Below are 14,320 nucleotides of genomic sequence, written 5' to 3'. Positions count from 1 at the left end.
GCGATCGACCTGGGGCCTGCCTGCGCCTGACCCGGCGCCGGCACGTCGACATGATGCGGGTCTGTAGCGCCGCGTGTAGCTGACCGCGCCGTTACCCCTCACGACCCGTCCCTTTTCTGACCGACCCATCCCAGCGGTCCGCCCTGCGGCGGACCGTCGGTGTGGCACGCCCGTGCCCGCCGCCGCTCAACCAGGAGACACCTGTGCGATTCCTTCCTGCCCTGACCCGGGCCACCGCCGTCGGCACCGCCGCCGTCCTCGCCGCCGCCACCCTCACGGCCTGCGGCGCGGACTCCGCCGGCCGTACCGACAACCCGTACGACCTGCTCCAGCCGGGGGTGCTGCGGGCCGGCACGCTCAGCGACGCGCCGCCGAACGTGTACCTCAAGGACGGCAAGTTCACCGGCTTCGACAACGACCTGCTGGTCGCCGCCGCCGACCGGATCGGGCTGAAGGTGGAGTTCGTCGGCACCGACTTCTCCGCCCTGCTCGCCCAGGTCGGCAACCGCAAGTTCGACATCGGCAGCTCCTCGATCACCATCACCGAGGCGCGGAAGAAGACCGTCGACTTCGGCAACGGGTACGACTTCGGCTACTTCGGCCTCGACGTGCCCGCCGGCTCGACGCTGACCAGCTTCGACGAGTTGCCCGGCAAGCGGGTGGTGGTCGTGCAGGGCACCGTCCAGGACGACTACGCCACCGGCAAGGGTCTCGACCCGGTGCGGGTGCCCGACTACAACGGCGCGATCAACCAGCTCAAGGCCGGCACCGCGGACGCCTGGATCGCCCCCGCCGAGATCGGCGAGAAGACCGCCGCGGACAGCGGCGGCAAGATCACCGTTGCCGCGAAGCTGCTCAGCCCGGCCCCGACCGCGTACGCCTTCGCCAAGAGCAACGACGCGCTGCGCGAGGCGCTGGACAGGGCCCTGGACGAGGTCATCGCCGACGGCACCTGGACCCGGTTGCAGGAGCAGTACTACCCGGGCCGCCCGATCCCGGCCGACTTCGCCCCGGGCAGCGGCAACGTGGTGGCGCCCTCGACGTCGGCGGCGCCTTCGGCATCGGCCGCTTCCTGAGGTAGGACGACGAGCGAGCAGGGCGGAGGTCGACCCGTGGATCCGTTGCGCACCCTGTGGGAGACGTTCTTCGACTGGGAGTCGATGCGCGAGGCGCTACCCGAGATGCTCACCGTCGGGTTGCCGAACACGCTGATCCTGGCGGTCACCGCCGCCCTGCTCGGCTCGGCGCTGGGCATCCTGCTGGCCGTGGCGGGCATCTCGCGTACCCGCTGGTTGCGGTGGCCGGCCCGGGTCTACACCGACGTGTTCCGCGGCCTGCCGGCGGCGGCGACGATCCTGCTGATCGGCGTCGGCCTGGCGCCGCTCGGCATGCAGGTGTGGGGACCCAACCCGTACCCGCTGGGGATCCTGGCGCTGTCGTTGATCGCGGCGGCGTACATCGGTGAGATCTTCCGCTCCGGCATCCAGTCGGTGGAGGCCACCCAACTGGAGGCGGCCCGCGCGCTGGGCTTCTCCTGGGGCGAGGCGATGCGGGTGGTGATCATCCCGCAGGGCATCCGGCGGATCCTGCCGGCCTGGGTGAACCAGCTGATCGCCCTGATCAAGGATTCCAGCCTGGTCTACTTCCTCGGCCTGCTGGCCAGCCAGCGGGAGCTGTTCCGGATCGGGCAGGACTACGCGGCCAACACCGGCAACCAGTCGGCGCTGCTGCTGGCCGGGCTCTGCTACCTGGCGCTGACCGTGCCGCTGACGCACGTCGTCAACTGGATCGACCGGCGGCTGCGGCACGGCCGGCCGGCCACCGGAGCGGCCGACCACGATCCCGACGACCTCGACCTGGCGCTGCCCGGCGCGGCGGGAGGAAACCAGCGATGAGCAGTTCGGTCAGTCTGCGCCTGCGCGACGTGCACCTGGCCTTCGGGCGCAACCAGGTGCTGCGCGGGGTGGACCTGGACGTGGCCCGGGGCGCGACCGCCTGCGTGATCGGCCCCTCCGGGTCGGGTAAGTCAACACTGCTGCGAACGGTCAACCGGCTGCTCGAACCGGATCGCGGTGACGTGCTGCTGGACGGGCGCAGCGTGCTGCGTGACGATCCGGACGCCCTGCGGCAGCGGGTCGGCATGGTGTTCCAGCAGTTCAACCTCTTTCCGCACATGAGCGTGCTGCGCAACATCACCCTCGCGCTGCGCCGGATCCGCAGGCTCGGTGAGGACGAGGCGGTGGCGGTGGCCCGTACGCACCTGGACCGGGTGGGGCTGGCCGCGAAGGCCGACGCCCGGCCGGCGCACCTCTCCGGCGGGCAGCAGCAGCGGGTGGCCATCGCCCGCGCGCTGGCCATGCAGCCACAGGTGATGCTTTTCGACGAGGCCACCTCGGCGCTGGACCCGGAGCTGGTCAAGGGCGTGCTGGCCCTGATGGCGGACCTCTCCGCGCAGGGCATGACCATGGTGGTGGTGACCCACGAGATGGGCTTCGCCCGGGAGGTCGCCGACACGGTCGCCTTCATGGACGCCGGCGTGGTGCTGGAGGCCGGCGAGCCGGCCGCGCTCTTCGAGGCGGCCCAGCACCCCCGCCTACGCCGCTTCCTCTCCCAGGTGCTCTGAGACCCGCGCGGGTGGTGCCGGATGTGCATAGAGCTTGATCGTTTGCGGTTGAGTGACTCGTTTGGCGGCGTGTCGAGTCACTCGACCGCAAACGATCAACGGGGTCAGGTGGGGGTGTCGCGGTGGCGGAAGGTCTTAAGGGCGGCGGTCAGCAGCAGGGCGGCGAGCAAGGTGAGTACTACCAGCGGCGGCACGGTGACGTCGGTGGCGGGGGCCGAGGGTACGTGGGTGTAGGGCGACAGGTTCAGCACGGCCTGGGGCAGGTCGAGCACCGCGCCCAGCTGGCCGAGCAGCAGGAAGCCGATCAGCACCGTCCAGCTCAGCGCGACCGACCAGCGCGGCAGCGCCCCGAACAGGGCGGCCACCAGCCCGGCGACCACCAGCAGCGCCGGCAGCCGCAGCAGCGCCGCGCCGGCCAGTTCGGCGGTCCAGCCGATCGGGTCGCCGGCGGCCAGGCCGTACCCGAGGCCGGTGGTGACACCGGCCAGCAGCAGCAGTGCCAGCGCGCCGAGGACGGCGCCGAGCACCTGGGTGCCGAGCCACCGGGTGCGGCTGACCGCCGTGGCGAGCAGCGCCTCCAGCACGCCGTCGGCCTCGTCGCCCCGGGTACGCAGCACGGCCTGCACGACGTACGCCCCGATGGTCAGCGCGAACAGCCCGAGCATCGCCGCCAGGTACGCCTTGACCAGCTCCGACCCGCCGCCGAGCTGGGCGATCGCCTCGGCCGCCGCGGGGTTCTCGGCGATCATCGCGTCGATCTCGTTGCCGGCCACGCCGAAGGAGAGGCCGAGCACCGCCACGGCGACCGCCCAGCCGGCCAGCGTGCCGCGGTGCAGCCGCCAGGTCAGGCCGATCGGGCTGAGCAGCCCGGACGCGGCCCGCGCCGGCCCCCGGCGGGCGGCGAGCAGGCCGGCGCCGACGTCGCGGCGTTCGGCCAGCAGGAGGGCCACCACGACCCCGGCGACCAGCAGCGCGACCGGCAACGCCAGGACCCACCAGCGTTCCCCGCCGAAGGCACGCACCTGGGTGCCCCAGCCCAGCGGCGAGAGCCAGGTCGGCCCGGCGCTGTCCAGCCGCGTTCCGTCGGCGCTGCGTTCGCCGAGCACGTCGCCGGTGGCGCGGAGCAGGAACGCGACACCCACCGTGGCGGCGGCGAGCGCGTTCGCGCCTCGGGAGGTGACCGAGAGCTGGGCGGTGACGGCGGCGACGCCGGTGAAGGCGATGCCCACCCCGCCGATCGCCGCGGCGGCGGCCAGCGAACCGGCGACCGGTAGCCCGGTGCCGACGAAGGCGAGGGCGAGCAGCGCGGCGGCGAGGAGGTTGGCGCCGGCCACGACCACCAGGGCGGCGGTGAGCAGCGCGTACCGGCCGACGGCCGAGGCGCCGAGCAGTTCGGCCCGCCCGGTCTCCTCGTTGCGCCGGGTGTGCCGGACCACGGCGAAGGTGCTGAGCAGCGCGGCGAGCAGGGCGAGGGTGAGGTACGTCTCGGTGACCACCACGGCGCCGAGTTCGGCGCCGGCGATCGGGCCGTTGAACGCGCGCGCGACCACGCTGGACAGGACGGTCTCGGCGTACCCGAGGCGGGTCTGCGCGTCGGGATAGAGACCGGCGACGCTCTCGGCGAGGGCGTAGCCGATCAGGGGCGTGCCGAGCACCCAGACGGCCAGGCGGATCCGGTCCTGGCGCACGGCGAGCCGGGCCAGCCGGACGGTGCCGGTGAAGCTGCTCATCCGGCGCCTCCGACGGTCGCCGGCCGGCTGCCGTTGACGCTGTCGCCGTAGTGCCGCAGGAACAGCTCCTCCAGGGTCGGCGGCGCGCTGGTCAGGGCCCGGACCTCGAAGCGGATCAGGTGGCCGAGCAGGGTGTCGAGGTGGGCGGGTTCGACCTCCAGCCGGACGCGGCCGTCGACCGGCCGGACCTCGTGCACCCCCGGCAACGCCTCCAGGCCGGTCGGCGGGCGCGCGGTCTCGACGGTCACCGTGGTACGGGCCAGGTGACGCAGCTCGGCGAGGGTGCCGGACTCCACCACGCGACCCTCGCGGATGATGCTGACCCGTTGGCAGAGCGCCTCGACCTCGGCCAACACGTGGCTGGAGAGCAGCACGCTCGCACCGGCCCGGGTGAGCTGGCGGACCTCCTCCTGGAACACCGCCTCCATCAACGGATCCAGGCCGGAGGTGGGTTCGTCCAGGACGTACAGCTCGACGTCGGAGGCGAAGGCGGCGACGATGGCGACCTTCTGCCGGTTGCCCTTCGAGTAGGTGCGGCACTTCTTCGTCGGGTCCAGGTCGAAGCGTCGCAACAGCTCGTCGCGGCGGCGCTCGTCGAGGCCGCCGCGCAGCGCGCCGAGCAGGTCGATCGCCTCGCCGCCGGAGAGGTTGGGCCAGAGGTTGACGTCACCCGGCACGTACGCCAACCGCCGGTGCAGCGCGACCGCGTCCCGCCATGGGTCACCGTCGAGGACCCGCACCTGTCCGGAGTCGCGGCGCAGCAGGCCGAGCAGGATCCGGATGGTGGTGGACTTGCCGGAGCCGTTGGGTCCCAGGAAGCCGTGCACCTCCCCGGGTTCCACCCGCAGGTCGAGCCCGTCAAGGGCGCGTACGCTGCCGAAGGTCTTGACGAGGTTGTCGATGGAGATCACGGACATGGGGCCTCCCGCCGTTGTGCCGACTCCTCCACTCTATTGACCGATGGTAAGGGCTCGGCGCAGCCAGCCTGTCCGGCGGTCAGGTGCGGCTACGCTGAGGGCCATGACCGGGGAGGAGACCGACGGCACCCGCAGCCGGATCCTGCGCGCCGCGCTCGACCTGTTCACGGAGCACGGCTACCAGCACACCTCGCTGCGCCAGATCGCCGAACGGCTCCGGCTGACCAAGGCCGCGATCCTCTACCACTTCCCGAGCAAGGCGCACCTGCTCACCGCCTTGAGCGAACCCTTCCTGCGGGACCTGGAGGCCCTGCTGGCCAAGGCCGACGCGCTGCCGGCGGAGCAGGCGAGATGGGCGCTGCTGGAGGACTGGGTGGACACCATGCTGGCCCACCGGGAGCCGCTGGGCATGCTCTTCCACGACCTGGCGTTGGTCGACCGGGGCAGCACCTACCACCGGCTGATGCGGGTCGCCATGCGGGCCAACGAGATCGTCGCCGGTCCGGGCGCCGGACGCCGCGAACGGGTCCGGGCGGTGCAGGCCATCGCCATGTGCAGTGACCCGGTGGTGTTCCTCATGGAGGTGCCCGCGCCGGTGCTCCGCGACGACATGCTCGAAGGCGTCCGCCGCCTGCTGCTGGACGACCCGCCGCGCGCCACCGGCCGGCGGCGGCCCGGACGCCCACCGGCGCTGAGTCCGGAGCAGGTGCGTACCGCGCGCCGGATGCATCTGGCCGGCACCCACTCGGCCGACGAGATCGCCGCCTCCTTCGGAGTGTCCCGGGCGACCGTCTATCGCCACCTCGACCAGAGCCCCAATAACGAGACTGTTTAGAGACGGTTTCGAGACGGCCCGGCGACCGCCGGGGTTTGCCGGCCGGGGTCGCGGGTAGCCGTGCCGGGTGCGGCATCGGAGGTGAGGCGCGGTTCGACGGCGCCCGGCCGGACAGCGCGGCCGTGGCCCGGATGACCGAGGCGATGCGCTCGCGCGGTCCCGACGGCGGTGGGCTCTGGCACGAGGACTGGGTGGCCCTGGGGCACCGGCGGCTGACCGTCATCGACCTCTCCGCGGCCGGGGCCCAGCCGATGGCGCGCGACGACCTCGGGCTGGCCCTGGTCTTCAACGGCTGCGTGTACAACTACCCCGAACTGCGCGAACGTCTGCGGGCCGCCGGCCACACCTTCCACTCCACCAGCGACACCGAGGTGGTCCTCGTGGCGTACGCCGAATGGGGTGAGCGCTTCGTCGAACACCTGGTCGGCATGTTCGCGGTGGCCGTCGTGGACCGACGACGCCGCCGCCTGCTGCTGGCCCGCGACCGCCTCGGGATCAAGCCGCTCTACCTCGCCGAGTCGCCGGGCCGGCTGCGTTTCGCCTCCACCCTGCCGGCGCTGCTGCACGGCGGCGACGTGGACACCGGCGTGGACCCGGTGGCGCTGCACCACTACCTGTCCTGGCACTCCATCGTCCCCGCGCCGCGTACCGTGCTGCGGGGCGTACGTAAGCTCCCGCCCGCGACCGTCCGGGTGGTCGACGCCGACGGGCGCAGCCGCGAGCGGGTCTACTGGCGACCCGACTACCTGCGCGACCCGGCACACGCCGGCCGGGACGCCGGCGACTGGCAGGAGGCGCTCGGCGCGGCGCTCCGCACGGCGGTACGCCGTCGACTCGTCGCCGACGTGCCCGTCGGCGTGCTGCTCTCCGGCGGTCTCGACTCCAGCCTGATCGTCGCCCTGCTCGCCGAGGCGGGGCAGGAGCGGCTGCGCACGTTCAGCATCGGCTTCGACGCCCGCGACGGGGAGGCCGGCGACGAGTTCCACTACTCCGATCTGGTGGCCCGCGCGTACGGCACCGACCACCAGCGGATCCGACTGGCCGACGACGACCTGGGTCCGGCGGTACGCCACGCGGTGGCCGCCATGGCCGAGCCGATGGGCAGCCACGACGTGGTCGCCTTCCACCTGCTCTGCGAGCAGGTGGCCCGGCACGTGAAGGTCGCCCAGTCCGGCCAGGGCGCCGACGAGGTCTTCGCCGGCTACGGCTACCACCAGCCACTGCGGCGGATCGCCCGCGACGGGGCGGCGGCGACCTTCGCCGAGGCGTTCTTCGACCGCGACCACGCCGAGCTGACCCGGGTGGTCGACCCGGCGTACGCCGTCGACCGCGACGCCAGCCGCGAGCTGCTCACCGCGCACCTGGCCGCGCCCGGGGCGGACACCGCGCTGGACGCGGTGCTGCGGCTGGACACCCACCTGATGCTGCCCGACGACCCGGTCAAGCGGGTGGACAACATGAGCATGGCCTGGGGACTGGAGGTCCGTACCCCCTTCCTCGACCAGGACCTGGTGGCGCTGGCCGCCACCTGCCCGCCGACGCACAAGGTCACCGGGGGCGGCAAGGGGATACTCAAGCGCGTCGCCCGGGACGTGCTGCCGCCCGAGGTGGTCGACCGGCCCAAGGGCTACTTCCCGGTGCCGGCGCTGCGCAACCTCGACGGTCCGCTGCGCGACCTCGTCGTCGAGGCGCTGCACGCCCCGGCGGCCCGCGAGCGCCAGCTGTTCCAGCCCGGGTACGTCGCGGAGCTGCTGGCCGCCCCCGAGCGGGCCGAGGCGGCGGCCGGCAGCAACAAGCTGTGGCAGCTCGGCCTGCTCGAACTCTGGCTACAGACCCACGACGCGGGCTGAGCGCAGATTGAGCCGGCTGCGGAATCGCGTACGGGCGGGTGACGGGGGCTCCGCTGCCCTCAGCGCGGGGCGCCGCCCGGTCGGCCTCGGCCAGCCCCGGAGGCCCGCTGACCGACGCGCGGAGCCCGTACCACCGAGGAGCGGCCCGCCCCGGGGCGAAAGTCCCGCGCCGCACCGGCAACCATCTCGTCGGGATCGCTACCGAGCGCCTGCCGGATGTGCGTCGGGATCACCTCCGACGTCGCCATCGCCATCCGCACCTGCACCGAGCGGTCGTCGACCAGGCGCCGCAGATCCGCCTCGGTCAGATCGACCGCGACCACCAGCGCGGCGCGGACGTCCACCACGGGATCCTGGGCGAGGGCGCTGCGCTGGGCGGCGGTGGTCCGCGGGTTGCGGGCGAGCCCCTTGCGTACCCGTGCGGTGCGATCGGCCATCAGTGCGGTGATCACGTCGGGGTCGTGGGTGTGCGTGGCGAGTCGTTCCCGTACCTCTGGTGAGATGTCGTCGACCAGCCGCGCGGCCAGTTCGGGCTCCAGTTCGCGCCTCTCCGCGAGGAGACCACGAAGCTCCTTGTCGGGGGCCTCCGCCATCACCCGGCGAATCGACTCGTCGCAGGCCGGGTTGCCGGCGACCCCCCAGCGGACCCACCTGTCGGCGTCCTTGACAAGTCGCAAAAGATTGGCGACCGAGGTCGAGGGGTTTCTCGCCACGGCCTCCCGGACGTGACGATCATGGTCCCGGGTCAGTGGTCGCAGTGCCTGCGCGGGCGCGTCGGTGCGGGTCGCGACCGCCTTACGGACCACGGCCGACGAGTCGGACGCCAGGTCGATGAGGGTCATCTGCGACGTCGTGGGGTCCTGCGCGAAGGCGAGCCGCCTATCGACGTTGCCACCCGTCACACCGTCCGCGGCGACACCTGACCCACTGCGACTGTTGGGCCCGCCGACGTCCTGCCGTTTCGCCATGGCCGCCATCATGTCACGGGCCGACCGGGGAACCGCGAGCCCTGACCAGCGCCTTGACGGTGGTCGAAGCATCGCTTCCGCGGATCTCCCAGCAGGTCGCTGGCCGGACTACCGAAGATCGCCACCAGGTGTTTCTCGGCTTCGGTCAAAGTCCGCGTACCGCGGGTCCTTCATGCCAAGCAGTTCCGGTGACAGCAGGACCACCTGGCCGTCGTGGGAGACGGTGGGGATCGGCTCGTATGGGCCGTAGTCGACGATGCCGGCGGGATGGCGGCGAGGTGATCGGCCAGGCGGTCCACGTCACGGATCCGCAGTGGACTGCCGGCCAGCCGGTACCGCACGATCTGATGCCAGAACCGGTAGGCGGCTTCCTCGGAGACTGGCAGGCGATCAGCGCCTTCCTGTTCCTCGATGTTGAAGCCCACCGACTCGCATCCGGGCAGACCGACGAAGAACTCGACGAGGTCGTCGGCGTGGTCGATGGTTTCTGGCGTGACGACGCAGATCACCGAGTACGTCAGGCCGTTGTCGGCGAGCGTCTGTATGCCACGCATCGTCCGGGCGGTCGTTGCCCTCCCGGTCCGATCGGGTCGGTTGCCGTTCAGCGCCTCGGGACCGTCAATGCTGACCCCGATCTCGAAGTCGTGGGTGGCGAGCAGGTCGCACCACCGCTGGTTGATGAGGGTGCCATTGGTCTGGATCTCGTGGCGCACCCACCCGTCGCGCCGCAGATCCTCAAACGGAGTCAGCAGCCGCTGAAAGATGTCGGCGGGTGTCGCAGTCGGCTCACCGCCGTGCCACACGACACTCACCGGATGACTGCTGTTCTGCTGCGCGGTCGACTCGGCGCAGGCTTGCGCGACGGCATCGCTCATCAGGCGGAGGGATCTGCGGTCGGGCAGATAGCAGTAGGTGCAGTCGAGGTTGCAGAAGCTGGTGGGCTGCAGGACCAGTGTGTGGAACCTGCTGGCGATCACCGGCTGACGACTGACGTTGATGGGGCCGATGCCGTTCACGATGTCTCCTCGTTCCCGATCGCCGTGGCGGTGTTGACTCGGTAGGCGCGGGTGCGGGCCGGCCACCCGAGGAACCGGTCAAATAATGAGGCGGCACCACCCGCCTCATTGGGATTGAGCCGGTGCAGGTCATCGATCGCGTCGTGCAGGCAGCTGGCCAGGTAGAGGAACAGGCTCACCGGGCTGTCCCGGTACTCGGCCGCGAGGGCAAGCTTCGCCGCGCCGCACGGCCACGGCTGACCACACCGCCGGCAAAGCCACAGCGGCTGCATCGGCAGATGTTCCTGCCGGAACAGCGCTGCACCGTGTGCTCGGGCCCGGCCCTGGTCCCGGTCGCCGGTCACCGGCGGTCGTGCTCTCGTGCCTGCCGATCGAACACGACCCGCCAGACATGCGTCAGCAGCGGCAGATCGGCCTGGGCCGGCCGCACCACCGGCGGAACATCCGCTGCACGGCCTCGTGGCGGTTCACCGGTCGCGGCGTTGCGCGAGACATACACGGTCATGATCGACCTCCGGCCGGAGCTGTCACCTGCGCGCGGTGGGCTTGCCGGCGTGCCGGCAAGCCCACCGCCCTCGGTCGGCGGCGGGCAGCTGACCGCCGGTCACCCGTCCACGCAGCCCTGCTGGCGGTACACGAACGGGGAGTCACCCGTGCGGTCGACGGAGTGCCCGGCGCGAGCCCTTGCCGGTGCGTCGGGTCGCATTCCGACCTGCCGCCGATCGGCACATCCATCTGGATCTCCTTGGCGTGAGATTGCCGCTGACCTGCCAGACCGCTCGGGGAAGCGGCATACCGGCACATCCACCCTGGTCCGGGGAGGTGGGTAGACGGAATGTCCGGCCGGTGCACTGGCGGTGCACCTGCCGTCACCCCAAGTGCCGGTACGATCACCAGGCCGAGGACTGTCCGTTTCGGAAGGACCTGCGATGGCTCCGGTGACGACCTGGACCGGCCGGGAGGCAAACGCGCTGCGCAACGCGCTGCGGATGAGCGTGACCGCCTTCGCCGAACATTTGGGCGCGGCCCGACGGACCGTGGCTAAGTGGAGCAGCCAGGGCGACAAGGTCCTCCCGCGCGCCGACATGCAGGCTGCGCTGGATACCGTGCTGGCCCGAGCCACACCCGATGCACGGGAACGATTCGAGGCCCTGCTGGCGACGGGCACCAGAGGTGCAACCGTGGGCACAATGCTGCCGAATGCCGGCGTGGATTCGGATACTGGCGGTGACGGACAAGGTGACTCGGGCTCGGATGGTGACGTGCGACGAAGAGATTTACTTCGCGGGGCCACGATCGGCGTCGCCGCTGCGCCCAGCGTCGCGCCACTACTCGACGTGCTCGTCTCGCCAAGCCACGCGAATGCGGTGACGCTGTCCAGTCCACAGTTCTCCCGAGCCGTGGCCGCAGCGAAGATCGACTACCAAGCCTGCCGGTACGAACGCGTACTCGACCAGCTCGTCACGCTGCTGCCCGCACTCGAACCCACCAGGGCCCACGCTCAGGGCGAACAGAGAAGACAGGTCGAAGTCCTGACAGCGGACCTCTACCACGTCGTCGGCAGCGTCCTGCTCAAGGTCGGCGACCAAGGGATGGCCCTGATCGCGGCCGAGCGCAGCACCCGAGCCGCAGTGGCGAGTGAGGACCCGGTGGCGCTCGCCACGAGTGCTCGGATCATGGCCCACGCCCTGATGAGCAACGGCCGCGACAAGCAGGCAGTGGCCCTCGCCGGTAACGCAGCCGGCGTACTCGACCAGGACACGCGACTCACGTCGGCTGACGCGGTAGCCGTCTACGGCGCTCTCGTCCTCCGAGGTGCCGTCGCCGCCGCCCGCAGCGACGACGGCGATACCGCGCAAGCGATGCTCGATGAGGCAGGCCGCGCCGCCACCCGACTCGGTTACGACGGCAACGACCGGTGGACCGGCTTCGGTGCCACCAACGTCCTGCTCCACCGGGTCAATGTCGCCCTGACCCTCGGCGATGCCGGCACGGCCATCGGCATCGCGCGCACGGTACCGCTGGACAAGGTGACGCTCGCCGAACGCAGAGCCTCGCTGTACGTCGATGTCGCCCGCGCCTACACCCAGTGGGGACGCTACGAGCACGGCCTGACCGCGCTACGCACCGCGTACGAGGTAGCACCCGAGGAGATCTACTGCCGCCCAACCGTCCAACGCATCGCCACCGACCTCGCGCTCCTTGCCAAGGGCTCCACCCGCACCGCCGTCATCAACTTCACGCGAGAGGCCGGGATCCGGCTATGACCGGCGGCCACCTCCAGATCGTCGTCTGCGCCGCCGAGGCCGCCGCCGACGTGACCCAACTAATCCGCGCCGCGCAGACGCACTCCTGGACGACCGCCGTCACCGCCACACCCAACAGCATCGACTTCATCGATGTCCCTGCGATCGAGCAGTTGACCGGCGCTGCGGTGCGATCCAGCTATCGGGCATCCTCCAACGACCGCCGCTCGCTACCCGCCGCCGACGCCCTGATCATCGCACCCGCAACGTACAACTCGATCAACAAGATCGCCCTCGGCCTAGCCGACAACTACGCCATGACCTCGGTCGCCGAACTGATCGGACGGAGGGTACCGACCGTCATCGTCCCGTTCGTCAACGCCGCACTCGCCGCCCGTTCGCCCTTCCGCCATGCCGTGGCCAGCCTCCGCGACGAAGGCGTATACATCCTGCTCGGCCCCGAAAACCAATGGGAACCACACCTGCCCGGCAGTGGGAAGGATCGACAGCGCGCCTTCCCCTGGACGACGGCGTTCGAGACAGCAGCCCGATTTGCCCATACTTCCGGACCCGCGGTTTAGGAGCATGATCTTGGTCGAGTCACCCGATCCAACCAGGCCGCGTGAGTCCATCTATTCGCGGCTATGGCCCGAATCAGCCGGGTCGGCGTCCCAGTCAGTCCACCCGACCACGGACCCGTCCACGGCGCCCGAGCACCCGTCGAGCACCAATGGGCACGCCGCAGATGGAGCTGCCATGACACATGCACTCACTACTCAGCGGGGGGATCGCCTACATCGCCAAATCCGTTGACCCGGGGGGCTGGGACCCGACGACGTTGTGGCTGCCCCTGCTCTCGCTGGCCGTAGAAGGGTGGATGCAGAGCCCCAAGCACAACCGTGGGCTGCTCGCGCGTTCGTTTCTGCTGGTCTAGGGATTTGCTCGACAGGCCGCCGGTCGGATGACGATGAACCTGCGGCTCCGTGAGCAGTCTCGGACCGCGCACCCAGCAACGCAGAACGCTCCAAGCTGTCGCCGGACGGATTCCTGAAGATCAACCGCGTCGCTCCGCGGCGTGCTGGCGCGCTTGATCTTGAGGTACATGCAGGTGACGCCCACATCCCTTCAGTGGCAGCGTGCAATCTGTCATACGGTCGGCGTAACCTCGCGCGCGGACGTTTTGGAGGTCGAGGTGCCACGAAAAATTACCCCTGCCCAGTACAAGCGCATGGTCGACGATTACAACCGCAAGCTGAAGCAGGCCGTCACCAACTACAACCGTGAGGCTGCGGCGTACAACCGCGAGGTGAAGCGCGCCGTCGACAAGCACAACCGCGAGGTGCGTGCGCACAACGCACGCGTGCGTTCCAACCGGCAGCGGCTCAACGCCGAGATTGCACGGCTCAACCGCCAGCGCTCAACGACCCGCTACGTCACGGTGCAGACCTCCGCCATCGCGCTGCACACCGCGTACTCCCGGGTTGATGAGCAATCCGAACTGTGGAACGAGCGCGGGCAGGAGCTGGCTGACCTAGCGGAAGCCGAGACGGCCAACAGCGCACAGGTCGCCAACGCGCTCCTGACCGAGACGGTCGCCGAGGCGGAGGAGATCGAGGAGACGTCGATCACCGACGAGCTGTCCGTGCTGTCGGGGGACCTGCACAACCGATGGGAAGGCGCACTATTCGCGATCAACCCGCGCAACCCAGATGCGGCGCGGCACTTCTGCACCAGTGCCCGCGAGGTCATCGTGGAGCTGATCAACATGAAGGCTCCCGACGCCGCAGTGCTGCGGGCCAAGCCGAACTGTGAGCGAGGACCCGACGGTAAGGTGGTCGCAAGGCGCGAGAAGATCGGTTATCTGCTCGACCTGAACGGCGCCGGCTACGAGGCTCTGGGCGACTTCATGGAAACGAACGTCAACGACGTGATGAACCTATTTTCCCAGTTCAATAAGGGCACGCACGGCACCGCAGGCCGCTTCGACATCCCCACCCTCCGGACGATCAAGCACCGCGTCGAGGACTCCATCCGATTCCTGTCGACGCTAGTCCGAGGTGTCCAGCCGACGACACAGGACGTCGGATAGCGCCTCAACCAAGGCCGCGAGGCAACGATGGCCATCGCTCCGTAGC

General features: G+C 70.6%; 14 protein-coding genes and 1 pseudogene. 9 read left to right on the top strand and 6 right to left on the bottom strand.

The genetic code is table 11. The annotated features are described in order from the left end of the window. Window positions 1–203 precede the first annotated feature (203 nt). Genes ACQPYA_RS12590 through ACQPYA_RS12580 form a run of 3 tightly spaced genes read left to right on the top strand, consistent with a single transcriptional unit; the run spans window position 204 to window position 2,623 of the window. On the top strand, window positions 204–1,076 hold the full coding sequence (locus tag ACQPYA_RS12590; RefSeq protein WP_433532760.1) for an ABC transporter substrate-binding protein: 873 nt from the start codon (window positions 204–206) through the stop codon (window positions 1,074–1,076). A 36-nt stretch (window positions 1,077–1,112) separates the two neighbouring features. Next, window positions 1,113–1,895, top strand: a complete 783-nt coding sequence (locus ACQPYA_RS12585; RefSeq protein WP_433532759.1) for an amino acid ABC transporter permease — start codon at window positions 1,113–1,115, stop codon at window positions 1,893–1,895. After that, window positions 1,892–2,623 (top strand): amino acid ABC transporter ATP-binding protein, encoded by a 732-nt coding sequence (locus ACQPYA_RS12580; protein WP_433532758.1) that lies wholly within the window; start codon window positions 1,892–1,894, stop codon window positions 2,621–2,623. Before ACQPYA_RS12585 ends, ACQPYA_RS12580 begins: the two co-directional genes overlap by 4 nt. 104 nt (window positions 2,624–2,727) lie before the next feature. Here the strand turns inward: ACQPYA_RS12580 and ACQPYA_RS12575 are convergent, their stop codons facing one another. Then, window positions 2,728–4,353 (bottom strand): ABC transporter permease, encoded by a 1,626-nt coding sequence (locus ACQPYA_RS12575; RefSeq protein WP_433532757.1) that lies wholly within the window; start codon window positions 4,351–4,353, stop codon window positions 2,728–2,730. Continuing rightward, entirely contained in the window at window positions 4,350–5,270 is a 921-nt protein-coding gene (locus ACQPYA_RS12570) for an ABC transporter ATP-binding protein (RefSeq protein WP_433532756.1), read from the bottom strand. The genes ACQPYA_RS12575 and ACQPYA_RS12570 overlap by 4 nt, the downstream gene beginning before the upstream one ends. Before the next feature lie 103 nt (window positions 5,271–5,373). Between ACQPYA_RS12570 and ACQPYA_RS12565 the strand changes: the two genes are divergently transcribed. Both ACQPYA_RS12565 and ACQPYA_RS12560 read left to right on the top strand, forming a co-directional pair. After that, complete coding sequence (locus ACQPYA_RS12565) at window positions 5,374–6,105, top strand: TetR family transcriptional regulator (RefSeq protein ID WP_433532755.1); 732 nt, start codon at window positions 5,374–5,376, stop codon at window positions 6,103–6,105. Between the two features lie 74 nt (window positions 6,106–6,179). Further along, window positions 6,180–7,955: an N-acetylglutaminylglutamine amidotransferase gene (locus ACQPYA_RS12560; protein ID WP_433533486.1), complete on the top strand. Its 1,776-nt coding sequence runs from the start codon at window positions 6,180–6,182 to the stop codon at window positions 7,953–7,955. 59 nt (window positions 7,956–8,014) lie between these two features. Here the strand turns inward: ACQPYA_RS12560 and ACQPYA_RS12555 are convergent, their stop codons facing one another. From ACQPYA_RS12555 to amcA, 4 genes and pseudogenes are all read right to left on the bottom strand, one after another. Further along, window positions 8,015–8,797 carry a hypothetical protein gene (locus tag ACQPYA_RS12555; RefSeq protein WP_433532754.1) on the bottom strand — a complete coding sequence of 261 codons (783 nt, stop codon included), beginning with the start codon at window positions 8,795–8,797 and terminating at the stop codon, window positions 8,015–8,017. Between the two features lie 273 nt (window positions 8,798–9,070). Further along, a pseudogene (locus tag ACQPYA_RS12550) lies at window positions 9,071–9,939 on the bottom strand (radical SAM protein); the annotation flags it as partial. After that, a complete protein-coding gene (locus ACQPYA_RS12545) occupies window positions 9,936–10,283 on the bottom strand; it encodes a hypothetical protein (protein ID WP_433532753.1) in 348 nt (115 codons plus the stop codon). The pseudogene ACQPYA_RS12550 and the gene ACQPYA_RS12545, both read right to left, overlap by 4 nt. Further along, on the bottom strand, window positions 10,280–10,444 hold the full coding sequence (gene amcA / locus ACQPYA_RS12540) for a multiple cyclophane-containing RiPP AmcA (RefSeq protein WP_433532752.1): 165 nt from the start codon (window positions 10,442–10,444) through the stop codon (window positions 10,280–10,282). Before amcA ends, ACQPYA_RS12545 begins: the two co-directional genes overlap by 4 nt. Before the next feature lie 424 nt (window positions 10,445–10,868). Here amcA and ACQPYA_RS12535 point away from each other — a divergent pair, with 424 nt between their 5' ends. The 4 genes from ACQPYA_RS12535 (at window position 10,869) to ACQPYA_RS12520 (ending at window position 14,274) form a co-directional block, all read left to right on the top strand. After that, entirely contained in the window at window positions 10,869–12,206 is a 1,338-nt protein-coding gene (locus tag ACQPYA_RS12535) for a hypothetical protein (RefSeq protein WP_433532751.1), read from the top strand. After that, window positions 12,203–12,766 (top strand): flavoprotein, encoded by a 564-nt coding sequence (locus ACQPYA_RS12530; protein ID WP_433532750.1) that lies wholly within the window; start codon window positions 12,203–12,205, stop codon window positions 12,764–12,766. The genes ACQPYA_RS12535 and ACQPYA_RS12530 overlap by 4 nt, the downstream gene beginning before the upstream one ends. A 182-nt stretch (window positions 12,767–12,948) precedes the next feature. Next, entirely contained in the window at window positions 12,949–13,119 is a 171-nt protein-coding gene (locus ACQPYA_RS12525; protein WP_433532749.1) for a hypothetical protein, read from the top strand. A 168-nt stretch (window positions 13,120–13,287) separates the two neighbouring features. Further along, a complete protein-coding gene (locus ACQPYA_RS12520; protein ID WP_433532748.1) occupies window positions 13,288–14,274 on the top strand; it encodes a hypothetical protein in 987 nt (328 codons plus the stop codon). The last annotated feature ends 46 nt before the right edge of the window (window positions 14,275–14,320 follow it).

Source organism: Micromonospora sp. CA-263727, from assembly GCF_050942455.1.
GTDB lineage: Bacteria > Actinomycetota > Actinomycetes > Mycobacteriales > Micromonosporaceae > Micromonospora.
Note: the sequence above shows the minus strand (reverse complement) of the source record. Positions and strands in the feature narration are given on the sequence as shown.